Raw genomic sequence first — 18,903 nt, forward strand, 5'->3', positions numbered from 1 at the left:
GGCGTGTCCCCCGACCGCTGAGGTCGGTCGGAGGCCGGCGCGTACTGTCGAGCCGGTGTCGACTCCTACGATCTTCTGCCTTCACGCGCTGGGCTCCAGCCGTCTGGAATTCGAGCCGCTGGCTGAGCGCCTCGGCGACGACTTCGAGGTGGTCGCCTTCGATCTGCCCGGCTTCGGCGAGGCCAACCGCGCCGAGGGGCTGAGCGTCGACGAGATGGTCGACGGCGTCATCCGCAAGATCCGGCGCCACGGCTCCACCCGCTTCCTTCTGGCCGGCCACAGCATGGGCGGCAAGGTCGCCACCCTCGTCGCCGCGCGGATCCTCGACGGGTCGGCCGGCCTGTTCGGCCTCACCGGCGTCGTGCTCCTCGCCGCGTCGCCGCCGTCCCCCGAGCCCATGAGCGACGAGAGTCGCGCGCAGATGCTCGGCTGGGCCGCGACCGGCCGAATCGACCACGACGCCGCCCGGACGTTCGTCGACGACAACGTCGGCGCGCCGCTCGGGGCTGCGGCCGACGAGCGCGCCCTGGCCGACGTCCAGCGGTCTCGGGCCGAAGCCTGGACCGCCTGGTTCGAGCGCGGCAGCCGCGAAGACCGGTCTGACGAGGTCGGGACGCTCGACGTCCCCGCCGTCATCCTGGCAGGCGGCGCGGACGGGCCCCTCGGCGAAGACGGCCAGCGTCGCCTCAACCTGCCGGTCTACGGCCGGGCCGACGTCGTCGTGCTCGAGGGAGCCGGCCACCTCCTGCCTCTCGAGCGACCCGACGAGGTCGCCGCCGCCGTGCGGACCCTCTGGCGGGAGCACGCCGGCCGTGGACCCGAGGTGCCCGTCGACGTCGGCCGCGTGATCGCGTCGGGCCGCACGAACACCCGCACCCGCCGGATCCTCGCGCGCCGGGCCCTCGCCGACCGCCCGTCGTACGAGCCCCGGGCTCTCACCCCCGCGCAGCTCGAGACCCTCCGGGCGGTCGCGGCGCGCGTCGTCCCGCAGACGGGCGAGCCCATCGACCTCGCCGCGCGGGTCGACTCGCAGCTGCACCGCGGACACAGCGACGGCTGGCGGAATGCCGCTCTGCCGCCCGATCCCGAGGCGTACCGACTCGCGTTGACGGCGCTCGCCGCATTCGGCGACCTGTCCGAGGATGCCCGCGACGAGACGCTCACCGCCATCGTCGACGGCAGCTGGACGCCGCCGGCCGGCACCCTCACCGCCGACCAGATGACCCTGTGGTTCGAGGACTGCCGCGTCGACCTCTCGCGCACCTGGCTGGCCCACCCCGCGACCATGGCCCGCGTCGGCTTCGACGGCTTCGCCAACGGCGGCGACGTGCAGCGGATCCAGGGCTTCCACCTGCTCGCCGCGGACACCCGCGAGGGCTGGGAGCCGCTCCCGCACCCGACTCACGACCACGACACCCAGGAGGCAGCCCGATGAGGCTCGACGGAATGCGCACCTACTCGGACGACGAGATCGTCGACGCGGTCGTCATCGGCACCGGCGCCGGCGGAGCGCCCGTGCTCGCGACCCTCGCCGAGCGCGGTCTGCGCGTGGTCGCGCTGGAGGCGGGCCCGAACTTCGACCCGCACGAGTTCACGCCCGACGAGAACCAGGCCGTCGACATCAACTGGATGGAGGAGCGGCTGACCGACGGGGCGAACCCGACGGCCTTCGGCGCCAACAACTCCGGCCGCGGCGTCGGCGGCTCGACGCTGCACTGGGGCGCCTTCACGCCTCGCCCCGATCCGCGCGACCTGAAGCTGCACTCCGATTCCGGCAAGGGCGTCGACTGGCCCATCGAGCACGCCGAGCTGATCCGCTACATCGAGCGCGTCGAGCACTTCGTCGGCATCGCCGGCCCCGATTTCTACCCGTGGGATCCGTCGCGCAAGTACCTCATGCCGCCGCCGGCGAGGAACGCGTCGTCCGACATGATGATGCGCGGCTGCGAGGCCCTCGGCATCCGAGCCACCGACGCCCCGGCGGCTCTCACCACCGTCGACCGCCACCAGGAGCACGCCGGACTCCGCCCCGCCTGCTCGTCCTGCGGAAGCTGCCACCAGGGCTGCCGCAGCGGTGCCAAGGTCAGCATGGACACCACGTACCTCCCGCTCGCGGTCGCGCACGGCGCCGAGATCCGTCCTGACTCGATGGTGACCGGCATCGAGCTCGACGGCCAGGGCCGTGTCAGCGCGGTCGTCTACCTCCGCGACGGCGTCGAGCACCGCCAGCGGTGCGCCGCGCTCTTCCTCTGCGCCGGCGGCGTCGAGACTCCGCGCCTGCTCCTCCACACGGGGCTGGCCAATTCGAGCGGCCAGGTCGGCAGGAACTACATGGCCCACGGCGCCACGCAGGTGTGGGGCACGTTCGAGACCGAGATGCGCAGCCACCGCGGCTACCCGTCGTCGATCATCACCGAGGACACGCTCCGCCCCGACGACGCCGACTTCGCCGGCGGCTACCTGCTCCAGAGCCTCGGCGTCGTACCGCTCACCCTCGCCACGACCATGGTGCGGGGCGGCGGCCTCTGGGGTCGGGAGCTCGTCGACGCCATGGACGGCTACCGGTATCTTGCCGGGGTCGGCATGAACGGCGAGTGCCTGCCCAGCGACGACAACGTGCTCACGCTCTCGGACGAGAAGGACGCCTACGGCATCCCGAAGGCCCGCGTCGCCTTCAGCTCGGGCGAGAACGAGGAGGCCATGGACCGACACGCGATCCGCACCATGACCGCGATCGTCGAAGCGGCCGGAGCCACGTCGACCCGTGTGCTCGCGCGAACGGCTCACACCATCGGAACCGCCCGCATGGGCGATTCGGCCGACTCGGCCGTCGTCGACGCGGACGGACGGAGCTTCGACGTGCCCAACCTGTGGATCGCCGACAACTCGGTCTTCCCGAGCGCCGTGGTCGCGAACCCGGCGCTGGCGATCATGGCGCTGGGGCTCCGCAGCGCCGAGAAGTTCCTGGCGGCGTAGGCGCCGCGGGGCCTGCTCGCGAGGTGGCCCTGCTTGCGAGGTGGCCCTGCTTGCGAGGTGGCCTGCCTGCGAGGTGGCCCTCGCCGTCGGCCCCGAGGCGGGGGCCCGACGGGCGGGGCCATTTCGCGAGTGGGGGCGCCGCCCGGCGTGCCAGGCCGTTTTCGCGAGGTGGCCCTAGCCGTCGGCCCCGAGGCGGGGGCCCGACGGGCGGGGCCATCTCGCGGGAGGGGCCGGCGCCCGGCGTGCCGGGCACGGGCTCCGCGACTACTGCGGCGCGTCGAGCCAGGCGTCGACCCCGGCGAGCAGCTCGGCCTTGCGGTCGGCGGACGCGAACGCTCCCGTGATCGAGTTGCGCGCCAGCGACGCGAGCGCGGCATCGTCGAGCCCCAGGCTGGTGCGGACCGCGCGGAAGTTGTCGTCGATGTAGCCCCCGAAGTACGCCGGGTCGTCGGAGTTCACGGTGGCGAGGACGCCGAGCTCGAGCATCCGCGGCAGGGGGTGGTCGGCGAGGTCGGGTGTCACGGCGAGCCGCACGTTCGAGAGCGGGCAGACGGTCAGCGTGATGCCGTCGGCGACGAGGCGCTCGACGAGGGCCGGGTCTTCGAGGCTGCGGATGCCGTGGTCGACGCGCTGCACCCGGAGGTCGTCGAGGGCGGACCAGACGTACGAGGGGTCGCCCTCCTCGCCGGCGTGTGCGACGGCGTGGAGGCCGAGTTCCTGCGCCCGCGCATAGACGGCGCCGAAGGGGGCGGCGGGGAAGCCGACCTCGGACGAGTCCATGCCGATCGCCAGCAGGTCGCCGGCGCGGTGGGCCACCGACTCGAGGGTGGCCATCGCGTCGTCGGCGGGGAGGTGGCGCATGACGCAGAGGATCAGGCCGCCGGTGATCCCGTGGTCGGCCTCGGCCTGGCGGAACGCGTCGAGCAGGCCGTCGAGGGCGTCGTCGATCGCGACGCCGCGGGCCGTGTGGGCCTGGGGGTCGAAGAACAGCTCGACGTGGCGGACTCCGTCGTGCGCGGCGCGCTCCAGGTAGGCGGCGGCCAGGTCGCGGAAGTCGTCGCGGGTCACGAGCACGGCAGTGCACGCGTAGTAGAGGTCGAGGAACTCCTGCAGGTTCGAGAAGCTGTAGCGCGAGCGCAGGTCGTCGATGTCGGCGTAGGGGAGCGCGACGCCGTTCTTCGCGGCGAGGGCGAAGACCATCTCGGGCTCGAGGGTTCCCTCGGCGTGGACGTGCAGCTCGGCTTTGGGGAGGGTGCGGGTGTCGCGCTTGGTCATCGCGCCAGGCTAGTGCTGAGGGCGAGCCGGCACCGGCCGATTCGGCTGGACGGAGGCTGTGTCGAGCACGGGCGACGCGAGCCGTCGTTCGAACAAGGCCATCGCCGTGATGATCGATTGCACTTCGAACACTCGATTGCGTGTGCCGACGCTGCGTTGAACGATGATGCCCTTGGCTTCGAGCGCGGCCAGCCCGTCGTTAATGGTCGTGAAGCTGCGGTTCGTGGCGCTCTGGACCGATCGTGCCGTGAGCACGGGCATTCCGGGGAGGAGGTCAAGGAGTTCCCAGACCGCCGAGTCTGAGCGGACTCCGACGAGGGCGGACCTCCAGGTCGCCTGCAATCCGCGTATCTCGGACTCGAAGCGCTCCATCTGGTCCACTACTTCGGACACTGCTGTGCTGAAGAACCGCACGAAGTGTGCTGCGCGCGATGCGGCCAGGGGCGAGGACCCGTCGCCCTGGTAGCGGAAGAGCGTCAATGCCTCGACATAGTCGCGCGAATGCGTGGCGAAACTGAGCGAGATCGGCGGAGCGGCCGCGCTCGTTGCGCCGCGGGATCGAAGGACCATGTGGATCAGGGCTCGGCCTGTCCGGCCGTTGCCGTCGGCGAAGGGATGGATGGTCTCGAACTGCGCGTGGGCGATCGCAGCGATAGCGATGGATGGCAGGTTGCTCCTGTCGACGAACTCGAGCAGATCGAGGAGAAGTCCCTCGACAGCATCGGGGTGCGGAGGCACGAATTCGGCAAGCGCGGGTGTGGCGCCGCCGATCCAGTTCTGCCCCTGCCGCAGCCGCCCTCCGATCTCGGGCGTAGCGGATCTCCGCATGAGCTCGCGATGGGTGGAGAGAATGTCGTCGAGAACGATCTCGTGGCCCGACTGGATTCGCTCGATCACGAGGCGCATGGCATCGATGTTGCCGATCACTTCGCCCGCGGTCGTGTGTCGATGTCCGGCCTCGGTTCGGGCGAGGTGCTCCTCTTCGAGGAGGCGCCGTGGCGACACCTCGAGCCCCTCGATCCGAGACGACGCCACGGCCTCAGCCCGAAGCAGTATTCGCCCGAGAGCCTCTGTTCCGCCGAGGTGGAAGAGTCGGGACTCGGACTCAGCGAGGGCGGCGCCTGCCTCCGCCACCGATCGCCAGGTGTCGGAGTCGAGTTCGAGGAGCCGGTCGCGTAGCGGGTCAGGTTCGTAGCGCAGATAGGAGTAGCCGGTTCGCTCGCTTCGCGTGGCCGCGCCTGGATCTCCGCGATGCCGTACGTGCGTGAAGCGAGCCATGTGTCGATTCTTTCATATTGCGGGTTAATGAGTTAGGCCGCAATAAGGACATCTTTGCTCGTCTTTCGGTCTTCGCGTCGGAGCGTCGAGGCTAGTGGGCCGCGCGCGAGAGGAACTCGATAAGCGCCGGGTGCTGCGGCGCGTCGAGCACCTCGGCCGGCGCGCCCTGCTCGACGACCTCGCCCTTGTGCAGGAAGACGATGCGGTCGGCCACGTTCCGCGCGAAGTGCATCTCGTGCGTCGTCATGAGGATCGTCGAGCCGCCCTCCTTGAGCTCGGTCACGAGGTCGAGCACCTCGCCGACGAGCTGCGGGTCGAGCGCGCTCGTCACCTCGTCGAGCAGCAGCAGTTCGGGGTCGGACGCGATCGCTCGAGCGATGGCGACGCGCTGCTGCTGCCCGCCCGAGAGCCGGTCGGGGTAGGCGCCAGCGAACGTGCCCAGCCCGATGCGGTCGAGCAGGGTCTGCGCTGTCGCCTCGGCCGCGGCGCGGTCGATGCCGTGCACCCGGCGCGACGCGAGGGTCACGTTGTTCAGCACGGTCATGTGCGGGAAGAGGTTGAACTGCTGGAAGACGACGCCGATGCGCGCGCGGGTGGCGTCGACGTCGACCCGCGGATCGGAGATGTCGCTGCCGCGCAGCAGGATCTGGCCGTCGTCGATCCCCTCGAGCAGGTTGACCGTCTTGAGCAGCGTCGACTTGCCTGATCCGGAGGCGCCGATCACGGCGATGACCTCGTGCGTGTGCACGGTCAGGTCGATGCCCCGCAGCACCTCCTGATCGCCGAAGGACTTGCGGAGGCCGCGCAGCTCAAGCACTGCATCGGGGGTCGGCGCGGATTCGGACGTGGGCTGGTCGTCGCGGAAAGCCGGGGCGCTCACACCGCACCCCCGATCTGCTCGCGCCGCTGCTGGCGTCGGGCGATGGCGTCGGTCACACGGATGAGCGGCAGGCTGATGACCACGAACAGCAGGCCGGCGACGACGTACGGCGTGAAGTTGTAGGTCTCCTGCGACGCGATCTGAGCGCTGCGCACGGCATCGATCGCGCCGAGGATCGAGACGAGCCCGACGTCCTTCTGCATGGAGACGAAGTCGTTCATGAGCGCCGGGGTGACCTTGCGGAGCGCCTGCGGCAGCACGACGAGGCGGAGAGTCTTGGCGTGCGAGAGGCCGAGCGACCGCGCGGCGAGGCGCTGCGACGGGTGCACGGCCTCCATGCCGGCGCGGAGCACCTCGGCGATGTACGACGAGTAGGTGAGGATGATCGCGACCGTGCCGAGCACGGCGTAGGGCAGCCGCGGGAAGACGCCGAGCCCGGGGATCCCGAACCCGACGAGGTACAGCACGATGATGAGCGGCAGGCCGCGGAACAGGTCGGTGTAACCGGTCGCGAGCATTCGCAGCGGGAAGAACACCGGGTTCTGCAGCCCGCGGACCACCGCGAGCAGCGTGCCGAACACGGCCACGCCGATGGCCGCGAAGAACAGGATCCGCACGTTCAGCCACAGGCCGAGCAGGATCGACGGGAACGAATCGGCCGCCGTCTTCGGGTCGAAGAACGACTGCTGGACGGAGGCCCAGCCGGGGGTGTTGACGACGCCGAAGTAGACGATGGCGACGACCACGACGGTCGACGCGATGCTCGCGATCAGCGAGCGGCGGCCGCGCTGGCGGCGGTAGAGGCGGCGCTCGACCTCCAGCTCGGACGGTGCGCCGACGGCGGCGGTCACTTGAGGACGGGGGCGTCGACCTTGTCGGACAGCCAGGTCTTCGTCAGCTCGGCCAGGGTGCCGTCTTTCTCGAGAGCGGCCAGGGCGGTGTCGACCTTCGAGGTGACCTTCGAGCCCTTCGGGAGCACGAAGGCGAACTGGTCGCCGTCGCCCGTCGATGGGAACTGGCCGATGACCTTGCCGTCGTCGAGCTCGGCCGAGGCGATGTAGAACGCCGTGGGGAGGTCGGTGACGACCGCATCGATCTGGCCCGATTTGAGGGCGAGGATCGCGTCGTCGTTCGAGTTGAACACCTGCGGCGTGACTCCGACGTCTTTCTGGACGGTCGCGAGGCTGGTCGTGCCGGTCGCGACGCCGATGCTGTCGCCCTTGAGATCGGCGACGCTGGTGGCGTCCGCGGCCTTCGACTTGCTCGTGGTGACGACGGCCTGGGTGGTCGTGTAGTACGGCGTCGAGAAGTCGACGGCCTTCTTGCGGGCGGTGGTGACGCTGAACTGCTGGATGTTGAGGTCCCAGTCTTTCGCGCCGGGCGCGATGGCGCTGTCGAAGGTGGATCTCGTCCAGACGACGTCGGACTTCGAGTAGCCCATCTCCTTGGCGACGGCGTAGGCCACGGCCGACTCGAAGCCCTCGCCCGACTGCGGCTTGTTGTCATCGACCCACGGCGAGTAGGCGGGCTGCCCGGTCGCGATGGTGAGCTTGCCGTCGGTCACGGTGCCGGAGGCGCTGCTCGACGAGCCGGCGGAGCAGCCGGCGAGAGCGAGCGTCGCGGCGAGGACGGTGGCGGCGACGACAGCAGTGCGGGAGCGGAGACGCATCTCAGGGAGCCTTCGTTCGAGGAGTGGGGAAGTACTGGATATTACAGCGCAACCACCGACACTCGCGCGGTCGGCGTCACGCAACGACTCGCAGGGCGGGCCTTGCCATACTGAGGGCATGCACGAGCAAGCGTGGGCGTCGGCCGCGGTCCGCCGTTTCGCGCGCGAGACGAACCTCCTGATCGCCGGGCGACGGTTCCGCATCGAGGGCGGGGGAGCCCGTGCCGGTGCGCTCCGGAGCTTGCTCCAGGCCCTCGGCGGGCGAGACCTGCCGGCCGGCCCCGTCGATCACCTGTGGCTGGTCGACACGGCGGATCGCGGGCCCGGCGAAGGCGCCCTCGTCATCGACACGAGCGACGACGCGGCCCCGCTCCGCCAGGACGACGCCGACAGCCGCATCGAGTGGGCGGCGCAGCGCATGCCGATCTCGACCGAGATCGTCAGGGGCCTCGACCTGGCGGGCCTGCGGGTCGGCGTGAGCATGGTGCTGGAGCCGAAGACGGCCGTGCTGTCGCTGCTGCTGCGTGACGCCGGCGCGGAGGTGGCCGTGTACGCCCACGCCGACGAGACCGACGACGCCGTGGCCGACGCGCTCCGCACGCGCGGGTTCAGCGTCTACGCCGACAGCGCCGCGACGCTCCGGGAGCAGCGGGGGCTGGCGCTCGAGTTCCTGCGCACGCGACCCGACATCCTGCTCGACGACGGATCGCACCTGATCAGGCTGGCCCACGAAGAGACGCTGGCCCACGAAGAGACGCCGCCTCAGGAGGAGACGCCGCCTCAGGAGGAGACGCCGGCCCGCGAAGAGACGACGCCCCGCGACGACGCCCCCGAGCTCCTCGACGGCATGATCGGAGCCGCCGAGGAGACCACGTCGGGGCTGCGGCCGCTCCGCGTGATGGCCGAGCGCGGCGACCTCCGCGTGCCCGTCATCGCCGTGAACGACGCCCGCACCAAGACCTGGTTCGACAACCGCTACGGCACCGGCCAGTCGTGCGTCTTCGCGATCGTCGACGCGCTCGACGGCGTCGAGGGGCACCGGGTCGCGCCCGGCGGCAGAGCGGTCGTCGCCGGCTTCGGCCCCGTGGGCGAGGGCTGCGCGCAGATGCTGACGGCGCTGGGGCTGAGCGTCACGGTGGCCGAGATCGACCCTGTGCGCGCGCTTCAGGCGGCGTACGCCGGGTACGCGGTGGCGCCGCTCGAGACCGCCGTGGCCACCGCCGACCTCGTCGTCTCGGCGACGGGGGGGCGCGACACCGTGACGTTCGCCGCCCTGAGTTGCTGCGCGCCCGGGTGCGTCATCGCCGTCGCCGGCGGAGTCGACGACGAGGTGGCGCTCGCCGAAGCCCAGGGCGCAGGAACCTCCCGCCTCACCCTGACAGAGCACGTCGAGTCGCTGACGCTGCCGGGTGGCGGCGGCGTGCTTCTGCTGGTGGGAGGCTCCTGCGTCAACATCGCGGCCGGCGAGGGCAACCCGATCGAGATCATGGACCTCTCGTTCGCGGTGCAGCTCGAGGCGGTGCGCACGCTGCTGGCCGGTCGCGGCTCGCTGGCGCCGGGCCTGCACCCGGTCGACCCGGGCGCCGACCACCGCATCGCGACGCTCGCGCTCCGGCGGCTCGGTGTGACGACGCCGCCGTTCGCTGCGAGCCCGGGCGACGCTCCCGTCGACGTCGCCACCACGCGCTTCGGGCCGCGCGCATGACCGGAGCCGGCCCCGGTGGCCCCGGCGGCCCCGTCTCGGTCCACTCGGCCCGCATCGTCGTGCCGATGACCGCCCCGCCCATCCTCGACGGCGCCGTCGCGGTGCAAGACGGCCGCATCCTGCACGTCGGCGAGCACGCCTGGGTCGTCGACCAGCTCGCCGCCCGCGGCCTGGCGTTCACCGAGCACCACTGGCGCGGCGCCCTGCTGCCGGGCCTCGTCAACGCCCACTCGCACCTGCAGTACACCGGCATGGCAGCCGTCGGTCAGGGGCAGTACGACGGATTCGACGACTGGGCGAAGGCATTCGACGTCGAGTACGAGAAGCCGCACGACTGGAGGGCCGAGGCGGCAGCCGGGGCAGCGGCGTCGATCGTCGCCGGCGTGACCAGCATCGCCGACATCGTCACCGACATGGAGGCGGCATCGGTGCTCGGCGACGCCGGGCTCGGCGGCGTCGCGTTCTGGGAGGTCATGAACTGGGAGAATGCGGCCTGGGAGGCGCGCGGCCGCGACCAGGTCGTGGCCGAGCTGGAGCGCATCCCGGCCGTCCCCGGGGTCGGCCTGTCGCCGCACGCGCCCTACTCGCTCGACGTCTCGCCACTGCTCGAGCTGCCCGACATCGTCCGCCAGCGCGGACTCCGCCTTCACCTTCACCTCGGGGAGTCGGCGTTCGAGGGCGAGCGCATACCGACCGACCACGGCGAGCGGCACGAGGACTGGCACTTCGCCGGCGTCCCCTCCTTCCGCGCGCTGCGCGAGCTGGGCTTCGGCGCCAGCGCCACCAGCTTCGTCGACCGCCTCGGGGTGCTCGGGCCCGACTGCCACATCGCGCACGGCGTCTACATGACCGCCGCCGACCGCGCCCTGCTGCGGGCCCGCGGCACGGCCGTCGCGCTCTGCCCGCGCTCCAACGCCGTGATCGGCCTCGACCCGCCGCCGGTCGCCGACTACCTCCGCGAGGGCAGCCCGATCGCGATCGGCACGGACTCGCTGTCGTCGTCGCCCTCGCTCGACCTGATGGCCGACGTCACGGCCCTGCACCGCATCGCCCGTGCCCAGGGCTACGGCGCCCTCGACCTGCACGAGCGGCTGCTCGCCGCGGTCACTCTCGGCGGCGCGAATGCCATCGGCCTGGCCACCGGACCCGACCGCATCGGCCACCTCGCTGTCGGAGCCCGCGCCGACCTCGTCGTGTTCGACGTCGACGCCCGTACCGTCCCCGACGCCTTCGCCGCCCTCGTCGAGGACGGCGCCGGGCGCGCCAGCGCCACCGTCATCCGCGGCGAGATCCGCGCGCAGGATGGCGCCCTCCTCACGAAAGAAGCCCATGACTGACCAGGTAGCCCGCCGAACCGTCGACGGCGAAGTGATCGAGTGGCTCGACGTGCCCGCGCGCGCCGCGGCCCTCGACCTCGAGCCGCACCCCGAGGGCGGCTGGTACCGCCGCACCTGGACGTCGCCGGCCCTGAACGCCACCGGCGACCGGCCCGCGGCGACGCTGATCCACTTCCTGCTCCCGCCCGGCGAGGCGTCGGCCTGGCACAAGGTCGAGTCCGACGAGATCTGGCTCTGGCACGGCCCCGACGAGGTCGTGCTCGAGCTCGGAGGAACGAGTGCAACGCCGGTCGCCGCCGAGCGCCACGTCCTGGGCCCGGGCGCAGGAACGGCCGGCTCCGAGTCCGTCGCCCAAGGGCTCGTGCCCGCAGGCACCTGGCAGCGCACCCTCCCCTCGGCCGGCGAGGCACTCGTCTCGTGCCTGGTCTCGCCCGGGTTCACCTTCGACGACTGGTCGCTCGCCGACTAGCGCGCGAACGGCCTAGCGTGGTGCCAATGACCACCACGTCCGCCGGCGTCGGATTCCGCTCCGACCGCGGCCCGATCCTCATCGCCCTGATGCTGTCGACGGGCCTCGTCGCCATCGACTCGACAATCGTCGCCACCGCCGTCCCCTCGATCGTCCACGACATCGGCGGGTTCTCGTCGTTCCCGTGGGTGTTCTCGATCTACCTCCTGGCCCAGGCCGTCTCCGTGCCGATCTACGCGAAGCTGTCCGACATGGTCGGCCGCAAGCCGCTCATGCTGTTCGGCATCGGGCTGTTCCTGGTCGGCAGCATCCTCTGCGGGTTCGCGTGGAGCATGCCGGCGCTGATCCTGTTCCGCGTCGTCCAGGGCCTCGGCGCCGGCGCCGTGCAGCCCATGGCGATCACCATCGCGGGCGACATCTACACCGTCAAGGAGCGCGCCAAGGCGCAGGGCTATCTGGCGAGCGTCTGGGCCATCGCCTCGGTCGTCGGACCCACCCTCGGCGGCGTGTTCTCGGAGCTCGGCATCTGGCGCGGCATCTTCTTCGTCAACGTGCCGCTGTGCCTCCTGGCAGCCTGGATGATCCTGCGCGCCTTCCACGAGAAGATCGAGCGCACGCGCCACAGCGTCGACTACCTCGGTGCGGCGCTCCTGACGGCGTCGCTCAGCCTCCTGATCCTGGCGCTGCTCGAGGGCGGGCAGGCGTGGGCGTGGAACTCCCCGCAGAGCATCGGCGCGTTCGCGGTCGGGGGGATCCTGCTCGCGATCTTCATCGTGGTCGAGCGCCGCGCGGCCGAGCCGGTGCTGCCGCCGTGGGTGTTCACGCGCCGCCTGCTCCTGACGACGTCGCTCATCTCGTTCGGCGTCGGCGCCATCGTGCTCGGCCTCACGTCGTACGTGCCGACCTACCTCGAGGGGTCGATCCACGTGTCGCCGATCCTCGCCGGCCTGGCGCTCGCGGCACTGACGCTCGGCTGGCCGGTCAGCGCCTCGCAGGCCGGCAAGGTCTACCTGCGGATCGGCTTCCGCGGCACGGTCTTCATCGGCATCGGAGTCGCCCTTCTCGGCGCAGGGGTTCTCGCCGCGACGGCGCACCACCCGAACCTCGTCGTCGTAGCGGCGGCGTGCTTCGTGGTCGGCCTCGGCATGGGATTCGTCGCCACGCCCAGCCTGATCTCGGCGCAGTCGAGCGTCGAGTGGAACGAGCGCGGCGTCGTCACCGGCACCAACCTGTTCGCCCGGTCGATCGGAAGCGCCATCGGCGTCGCGATCTTCGGCGCCGTCGCCAACGCGATCTACGCCCGGACGCCCGACGGCGACACCGTGCCGAGCGCCGTCGTCGACGCGTCGAGCGCGGTGTTCGTCGCGGTGGTCGTGGTCGTGCTCCTGGCCGTCGCGGCCGTGGTGGCCATGCCGCGCGTGCGGGCGCCGCACACGGCGACGGCGCCGGTGCCGGTCGTGCAGCCCGACTAGGCATCGGAACGCGCGCTAGCGTGGGGGCAGGCTACGAGGCGGGGGGACCAGGATGGCGAACGAGCGCGACGACGACGAGGCGAAGTTCCTGCGAACCTTCGCGACCTTCATCGAGCGGGTGGTACGCGAGCACGAGCAGAACGCCGACACCGGGGAGCCGAGCGTCCAGGACCACCTGACGGAGTACTTCGGTGCCGATGTGACCCGGCTCTCGGTCGTCACGGAGGCCATCGCGCCCCACCGGCTGGCCGACGCCGACATCGCTCTGGCGGAGCTCGCCGGCGGAGTCGGACCCGACTCGGTGATCGGCGTGGGCGGCGGTCAGCAGAGGCACCACTCCGACCTCCAGGAGATCCTCTCGAACGCGTACGGCCGTTTCACCGTCGGGCCGGTCGACTTCGCCGAACGAGCCACCGGGCCCGCGTCGACGCGGCAGGTCGTCGCGTTCGGCATCTGGAAGCTGCGTGTCGACGGCAAGCCCGTCGCCGTGCTACAGCGTGACGCCGCTCCGCAGTTCGGCCGGTCGACGGTGTCGCTCGAGCTGATCGCTCTCGACGCCGAGACATCGAAGAGGGCGCTGGAACTCCTCCGGGGACTGATGATCGCGCGGAGCGTCCTCCGCGGCCAGGTCCTCTCGTTCGAGTCGACGGAGTACGGCATGGAGGCCGGTGCGACGTTCGTCGCGCGCCCCGTCGTCCGGGCCGACGAGATCGTTCTCGCGCCCGGTGTGATCGACCAGGTGCGGCAGCACGTCATCGGCATCGGCCGGCACCGCGACGCGCTTCTCGCCGCGGGGCAGCACCTCAAGCGGGGCGTGCTGCTCTACGGACCTCCCGGCACCGGCAAGACGATGACGGTCCGGCATCTGATCAGCGCGACCGAGGGCACCACCGCGATCCTTCTGACCGGCTCGAGCATCGGCTACATCACGATGGCCGCCGAGGTCGCCCGTACCTTCCAGCCGGCCATCGTCGTCCTGGAGGACATCGACCTCGTGGCCAGCGACCGCGACTTCAGCGCCGGCCCTCAGCCGCTCCTCTTCCAGGTGCTCGACGCACTCGACGGCCTCGCCGGCGACGCCGACGTGACCTTCCTGATGACGACGAACCGCGTCGAGATGCTGGAGAGCGCCCTCTCGGAGCGGCCCGGCCGCGTCGACCTCGCCGTCGAGATCCCGTTGCCCGATCTGGCGGCGCGAACGCAGCTGTTCCGTCGATACGCGGGGGCGCTCCCGTTCAGCGACGAGGCGATCGCCTCCGCGGCCGAGCGCGCCGACGGGACGACCGGATCGTTCGCCAAGGAGCTCATGCGGCGGGCGGTGCTCTCCGCCGCGGTCGCGGGCGAGCCCGTGGCAGACGCGCACCTCGAGGCCGCCGTCGACGCTCTCCTCTCCGACCGCGAGGCGCTCACGAGGTCTCTGCTCGGCGGCGGCGGATCGGACGACGACGCCGACGCCGAGGGCGGCTTCGACGTCGTCGTGACGAAGTCGCAGTTCGAGGGCTTCGCGCACTGAGTGGTTCGACAGCACTGAGCTGTTCGACAGCACTGAGCCGTACGACCACTGCACGACCGGGCGACGCCTGTCAGTGCCCAGAACGGGTGGTCGCGAGGGGCATGCAGTTCCTGCCACTGTTGCTGGTGTGACCGACCTGGCAGCAAACCCCTCCTCCCCTGAATTCGCGACGACCGACTCGTTCTCGGCCGACGCTGAGATCCGCAAGGCCATCGTCGACGGCGCGATCGCGATGTTCAGCAAGCACCCGTTCCACGAGGTGACCTTCGCGCACGTCGCTCAGGAGGCCGGAGTCTCGACCGAGATGATCACGCGCCAGTTCGGAACGTTCGACGGTCTCGTGCTCGCCACCGTCGACCGCTGGAACGCCAAGCGGATGAAGCCGCTCAGGCCGATCGCGGAGCGCTACGGCACGGTCGTCTTCCTGCGCGGCATCGTCGAAGCGAACCTCGCCGACCCGGCCCTCATGCGCCTCATCATGGCGCTCCTCAACGTCGCCGCGCTGCCCGATCACCCGATGGGCCAGATGCTGCGCGACGACTGGAAGCAGTTCCACCAGCTCGTGCAGCACCACCTCGCCCGCGACGTGGAGCTCGGCCGCGAGCCCGCCACGATGGATCCGGCGCGCGGCGCCGAGCAGCTCGTCGCCCTCTACGAGGGGCTCACGATCCAGTGGATGGTGCGCCCGCGCATGGACCTCCTCGACTCGTACGACCGGGCCGTCACGCGCCTGCGGACCGGCTGGTCGCGCGCCTACACCGCGCCGGTGTGGGACATCGCCGTCTGACCCGCCCTCAGGCGCCGACAGTGACATCGTTGTCGCCCGGCAGGCCGAGATCGACGAAGATCGTCCTCTCGGCGAACGGGCCCGGCAGGCCGAGCTAGGCCGCGACGAGCGCCTTCTCGATCGCCGACACGATCTCGGGAGCATCGGGCTCGGTCTTGGGCCGGAACCGCAGCACCTCGCCGCCCGGCAGCACCAGGAACTTCTCGAAGTTCCACGTGACGCGCCCGGCCTTGCCCGACGCGTCGGGTGTCTTCGTGAGCTCGGAGTAGAGCGGGTGGGCCGACCGGCCGTTGACCTTGACCTTCTCCATCATCGGGAACGTCACACCCCAGGTGGCCGAGCAGTACTCCTCGATCTTGTCGGAGGTGCCGAGCTCCTGCAGAAACTGGTTGCTCGGGAAGCCGAGCACCGTGAAGCCGCGCTCGCCGTACTGCTTCTGCAGCGCTTCGAGCTTCTCGTACTGGGGAGCGAGGCCGCAGCGCGATGCGACGTTGACGACGAGCACGACCTTGTCGGAGTACGCGCCGAACGTGGTGGCCTGCCCGCGGAGGGTCGTCAGGCCGATGTCATCGAGAGTCATGGCCTGAATCTATGCCCGCGAGCGTGCGAATTGACTGGGCCGGGGCACTCCCGTCCCCACCCGTTCTGGGTGGGGGGAGGGGGCGCAGGAACTGCTACCGTCGTCGCACCACCCGCCCTGAATCGGGCCCCGAGGGTCGCGAGACTCCAGCATTAGCCCCGCTAGAACCGCCGGCGGGGGCCAAAGCTGGAGTCTCGCCGTTGCGCCGGGTCACAATGACGATTCCGTGTAGCCTGCCCGCCCCCAAGACTCAAGAGATTCTGCACAACCGGGCCGGGAGTGAGCGTGCGGCGGCTCCGGCACGCGCAGGATCCTTATGAAATTGCCAGGAGGCGTGGCGGTCAGGTGCCGGCGAGGGCACCCGCGACGCCGCCGACGCTGAAGTGGCGACGGAAGATCAGGAAGACGGCGATCGGCGGCAGCATCATCAGCACCGCGAGGGCCGGCGACCCGCCCGCCGCGCTCAGACCGATGCCGAGCGTGTAGTTCGACGTCGAGCGCAGGAAGATCAGGGCGACGAGGTACTCGTTCCAGGCCAGGAGGAAGGCGAAGACTCCGGCGGAGGCCAGGCCCGGCAGGCAGTTCCTGAGCACGATGCGCACGAAGGCCCCGGCGACGCTGCAGCCGTCCATCCACGCTGCCTCCTCGAGGCTCCGCGGGATCGCGTCGATCGCAGTGGTCAGCATGAAGACGACGGTGGCGACCGTCGTGCCGATGTAGACGAGCGTCAGGCCGGGCAGCGAGTCGACCAGCCCGGCTCGCGCGAACAGCACGAACAGCGGCACCACGGCCAGGAAGACCGGGAACGACTGCAGCGCGAACACCACCAGCGAGTATCCATCGACCAGCCGCGACCGCCCGCGCGAGAGCACGTACGCGGCCGGCGCCGCCACCACCAGGCTCACGATGACGGTCGCTCCCGTGACGGCGAGGCTGTTGCCGAACCAGGCCAGGGCAGGCCCGCGCAGGATCGCGGCGACGCCGCCCGGCCCGAACTCGAACGCGCGCCAGACCACCACCGCCACCGGCACCAGAGCCACGGCAGAAGCGATCAGCAGGATCGCGAACCGCCCCCACATGCCCGCCTTCGTCACGCTCTCACTCTAGGCGGACCTCCCGCGCGCCTCGTCACGGGAGATATCGCCCCCATCGGGGGACAGAAGTGTGTCCTCCTTTCTGCCAGTGTGGAGTCACACCCGCACCACCCGCCCCGCGCCGCACATCCTCGGCGACAACGAGAGACACCCGCCTCCCATGCCCTTCAGCCGATCACTGCTGCGCCGGCTCGTCCGACCCGTTCTGCTCGCCCACTTCGCCATCTACCGCCGAACCATCGCCGCCGGGATCTTTCCGACGGTCGCCGCCGAGCGGGTCGTCGACGGGGAGGATCCGATTCGGATGCTGTTCGTCGGCGACATCGCCGTCAGCGGCTACGGAGTGCTCGACGAGAGCATGGCGGTGCCAGCTCAGGTGGCGGGCTGCGTGGGTGCCCGCACCGGACGCGGAGTCGCGTGGGACGTCGTCACCGACCCCAGTCTCACCATCTCCGAGGCGGCGCAGCATGCTGTCGTCACGCCCGGGACCGATGTCGTGGTGGTGCTCCTCGGGATCCCCGACGTGCTGCTCGGCACCGACGACGAGCGGTGGCGGAGGTCCCTGCGGGCGATCGTCGGCTCCGCGAGGCAGGCCGCCGGAGCGTCGACCCGCGTCGCCATCGCGGGCGTGCCCCCGATGCAGGACTTCCGCCCGATCCAGCCCTCGGGGCGGGCTCTCATCTCGGCGCAGGTCGCCCGGCTGAACGCCGTGAGCGCGGCGGTCGCCGACGAGATGGACGCGGATTTCGTTCCCTTCCCGGACTGGCGGATCACCGAGATGTACATCGAGCACGCGTTCTCGTTCCGCGCCATGCACCGGATGTGGGCGCAGGCGGTCGCGCCGGCGCTCGTGGGTGCGACGGCCGAGGTCTAGGGCCGGCTAGTCCAGCCGCGCCGCCCGCACGAGTCGGTCGAACACCTCGTTGGTGCGCGCGTCCACCACGCGCCGCGACTCGTCTTCATCGAACCAGCGCAGGATCTCGGCCGCCCCGGCGACCCACGGGATCGTCGCGACGTAGTCCGGCACGAACGCCTTCACCTTGCTGTTGTCGAACACGACCGAGTGCGCCTTGTCGCCCAGGATTCCCGGGCCCCACTCGGGCTCGGCCAGCGCGATGGTCTCGCTCGCGACGTGCACGAGCGACGGGTCGTCGACGCCGGCGGCTCGCGCGAGCGTCGTGTAGATCTCGTTCCAGGGCATGGCCTCGTCGGAGGTGATCTGGAACGTCTCGCCGACCGCCGACGGCAGCCCGAGCAGGCCGACGAAGGCCTTGGCGAAGTCGTCGGTGTGGGTGAGCGTCCACAGCGAGGTGCCGTCGCCGGGCACGATCACGTCGAGGCCGCGGCGCATGCGGTCGATGACGGTCCAGCCGCCGGTGACCGGGAGGCCCGTGCGGTCGTAGGTGTGCGAGGGGCGGATGATCGTGATCGGGAAGCCGGTGTCGCGGTAGGCCTTCATCAGCAGGTCTTCGCAGGCGATCTTGTCGCGCGAGTACTGCCAGAACGGGTTGCGCAGCGGCGACGACTCGCGGATCGGGAGCGACGGCACGGGCTTCGCGTACGCCGAGGCGGAGCTGATGAAGACGTACTGCCCGGTGCGCCCCGAGAACAGGTCGATGTCGCCCTGCACCTGCTCCGGCGTGAATGCGACGAAGTCGACGACGACGTCGAACATCCGGTCGCCGATGGCGTTCCGCACGGAGGCCGGGTCGCGGACGTCGCCCGTGACGACCTCGACTCCGCTCGGGACGGGTCTGATCGCCGAGCTTCCGCGATTCAGGAGGGTGACCTCGTGGCCGAGGGAGTGGGCTCGGACGGCCGCGGCCGAGCTGATGATTCCGGTGCCGCCAATGAACAGGATTCGCATG

17 protein-coding genes are annotated in these 18,903 nt (G+C 70.9%); 9 read left to right on the plus strand and 8 right to left on the minus strand.

Annotated features, from left to right (window positions below):
• Positions 1–55: 55 nt before the first annotated feature.
• Positions 56–1,435, plus strand: a complete 1,380-nt coding sequence (locus AC07TY_RS12935) for an alpha/beta hydrolase (protein ID WP_494785609.1) — start codon at positions 56–58, stop codon at positions 1,433–1,435.
• Positions 1,432–2,976 (plus strand): GMC family oxidoreductase, encoded by a 1,545-nt coding sequence (locus AC07TY_RS12940; protein WP_494785610.1) that lies wholly within the window; start codon positions 1,432–1,434, stop codon positions 2,974–2,976. The genes AC07TY_RS12935 and AC07TY_RS12940 overlap by 4 nt, the downstream gene beginning before the upstream one ends.
• 264 nt (positions 2,977–3,240) lie before the next feature.
• Here AC07TY_RS12940 and AC07TY_RS12945 read toward each other — a convergent pair whose 3' ends face one another.
• The 5 genes from AC07TY_RS12945 to AC07TY_RS12965 all read right to left on the minus strand — a co-directional run bounded on the left by AC07TY_RS12945 (position 3,241) and on the right by AC07TY_RS12965 (position 8,078).
• Positions 3,241–4,251, minus strand: a complete 1,011-nt coding sequence (locus tag AC07TY_RS12945; protein ID WP_494785611.1) for an adenosine deaminase — start codon at positions 4,249–4,251, stop codon at positions 3,241–3,243.
• 9 nt (positions 4,252–4,260) lie between these two features.
• Positions 4,261–5,529, minus strand: a complete 1,269-nt coding sequence (locus tag AC07TY_RS12950; protein ID WP_494785612.1) for a Fic family protein — start codon at positions 5,527–5,529, stop codon at positions 4,261–4,263.
• A 91-nt stretch (positions 5,530–5,620) separates the two neighbouring features.
• Positions 5,621–6,346 carry an amino acid ABC transporter ATP-binding protein gene (locus tag AC07TY_RS12955; RefSeq protein ID WP_233580058.1) on the minus strand — a complete coding sequence of 242 codons (726 nt, stop codon included), beginning with the start codon at positions 6,344–6,346 and terminating at the stop codon, positions 5,621–5,623.
• A 59-nt stretch (positions 6,347–6,405) separates the two neighbouring features.
• Positions 6,406–7,260: an amino acid ABC transporter permease gene (locus AC07TY_RS12960; protein WP_488625343.1), complete on the minus strand. Its 855-nt coding sequence runs from the start codon at positions 7,258–7,260 to the stop codon at positions 6,406–6,408.
• Positions 7,257–8,078 carry an ABC transporter substrate-binding protein gene (locus AC07TY_RS12965; RefSeq protein WP_494785613.1) on the minus strand — a complete coding sequence of 274 codons (822 nt, stop codon included), beginning with the start codon at positions 8,076–8,078 and terminating at the stop codon, positions 7,257–7,259. The genes AC07TY_RS12960 and AC07TY_RS12965 overlap by 4 nt, the downstream gene beginning before the upstream one ends.
• A 118-nt stretch (positions 8,079–8,196) precedes the next feature.
• On the opposite strand from AC07TY_RS12965, the gene AC07TY_RS12970 reads away from it, so the two are divergent.
• From AC07TY_RS12970 to AC07TY_RS12995, 6 genes are all read left to right on the plus strand, one after another.
• Entirely contained in the window at positions 8,197–9,783 is a 1,587-nt protein-coding gene (locus tag AC07TY_RS12970) for an adenosylhomocysteinase (protein WP_494785614.1), read from the plus strand.
• The gene (locus AC07TY_RS12975) at positions 9,780–11,120 is read left to right on the plus strand and encodes an amidohydrolase family protein (RefSeq protein ID WP_494785615.1); all 1,341 of its coding nucleotides are present in this window, start codon (positions 9,780–9,782) and stop codon (positions 11,118–11,120) included. Before AC07TY_RS12970 ends, AC07TY_RS12975 begins: the two co-directional genes overlap by 4 nt.
• A complete protein-coding gene (locus AC07TY_RS12980) occupies positions 11,113–11,589 on the plus strand; it encodes a cupin domain-containing protein (RefSeq protein ID WP_488625347.1) in 477 nt (158 codons plus the stop codon). Before AC07TY_RS12975 ends, AC07TY_RS12980 begins: the two co-directional genes overlap by 8 nt.
• Before the next feature lie 26 nt (positions 11,590–11,615).
• Positions 11,616–13,061, plus strand: a complete 1,446-nt coding sequence (locus tag AC07TY_RS12985; protein WP_494785616.1) for an MFS transporter — start codon at positions 11,616–11,618, stop codon at positions 13,059–13,061.
• A 52-nt stretch (positions 13,062–13,113) separates the two neighbouring features.
• Positions 13,114–14,574, plus strand: a complete 1,461-nt coding sequence (locus AC07TY_RS12990; protein ID WP_494785617.1) for an AAA family ATPase — start codon at positions 13,114–13,116, stop codon at positions 14,572–14,574.
• 127 nt (positions 14,575–14,701) lie between these two features.
• On the plus strand, positions 14,702–15,361 hold the full coding sequence (locus AC07TY_RS12995; protein WP_494785618.1) for a TetR/AcrR family transcriptional regulator: 660 nt from the start codon (positions 14,702–14,704) through the stop codon (positions 15,359–15,361).
• A 94-nt stretch (positions 15,362–15,455) separates the two neighbouring features.
• Here the strand turns inward: AC07TY_RS12995 and AC07TY_RS13000 are convergent, their stop codons facing one another.
• Together AC07TY_RS13000 and AC07TY_RS13005 are read right to left on the minus strand one after the other, a co-directional pair.
• A complete protein-coding gene (locus AC07TY_RS13000; RefSeq protein WP_123506855.1) occupies positions 15,456–15,941 on the minus strand; it encodes a glutathione peroxidase in 486 nt (161 codons plus the stop codon).
• A 341-nt stretch (positions 15,942–16,282) separates the two neighbouring features.
• Positions 16,283–17,035 carry a carbohydrate ABC transporter permease gene (locus AC07TY_RS13005; protein WP_494785619.1) on the minus strand — a complete coding sequence of 251 codons (753 nt, stop codon included), beginning with the start codon at positions 17,033–17,035 and terminating at the stop codon, positions 16,283–16,285.
• A 160-nt stretch (positions 17,036–17,195) separates the two neighbouring features.
• Between AC07TY_RS13005 and AC07TY_RS13010 the strand changes: the two genes are divergently transcribed.
• A complete protein-coding gene (locus AC07TY_RS13010) occupies positions 17,196–17,909 on the plus strand; it encodes a GDSL-type esterase/lipase family protein (protein WP_494785620.1) in 714 nt (237 codons plus the stop codon).
• Between the two features lie 6 nt (positions 17,910–17,915).
• Here the strand turns inward: AC07TY_RS13010 and AC07TY_RS13015 are convergent, their stop codons facing one another.
• A complete protein-coding gene (locus tag AC07TY_RS13015; RefSeq protein WP_494785621.1) occupies positions 17,916–18,902 on the minus strand; it encodes an SDR family oxidoreductase in 987 nt (328 codons plus the stop codon).
• Position 18,903 lies beyond the last annotated feature (1 nt).

Source organism: Frondihabitans sp. GW821-FHT04F02 (assembly GCF_059420045.1).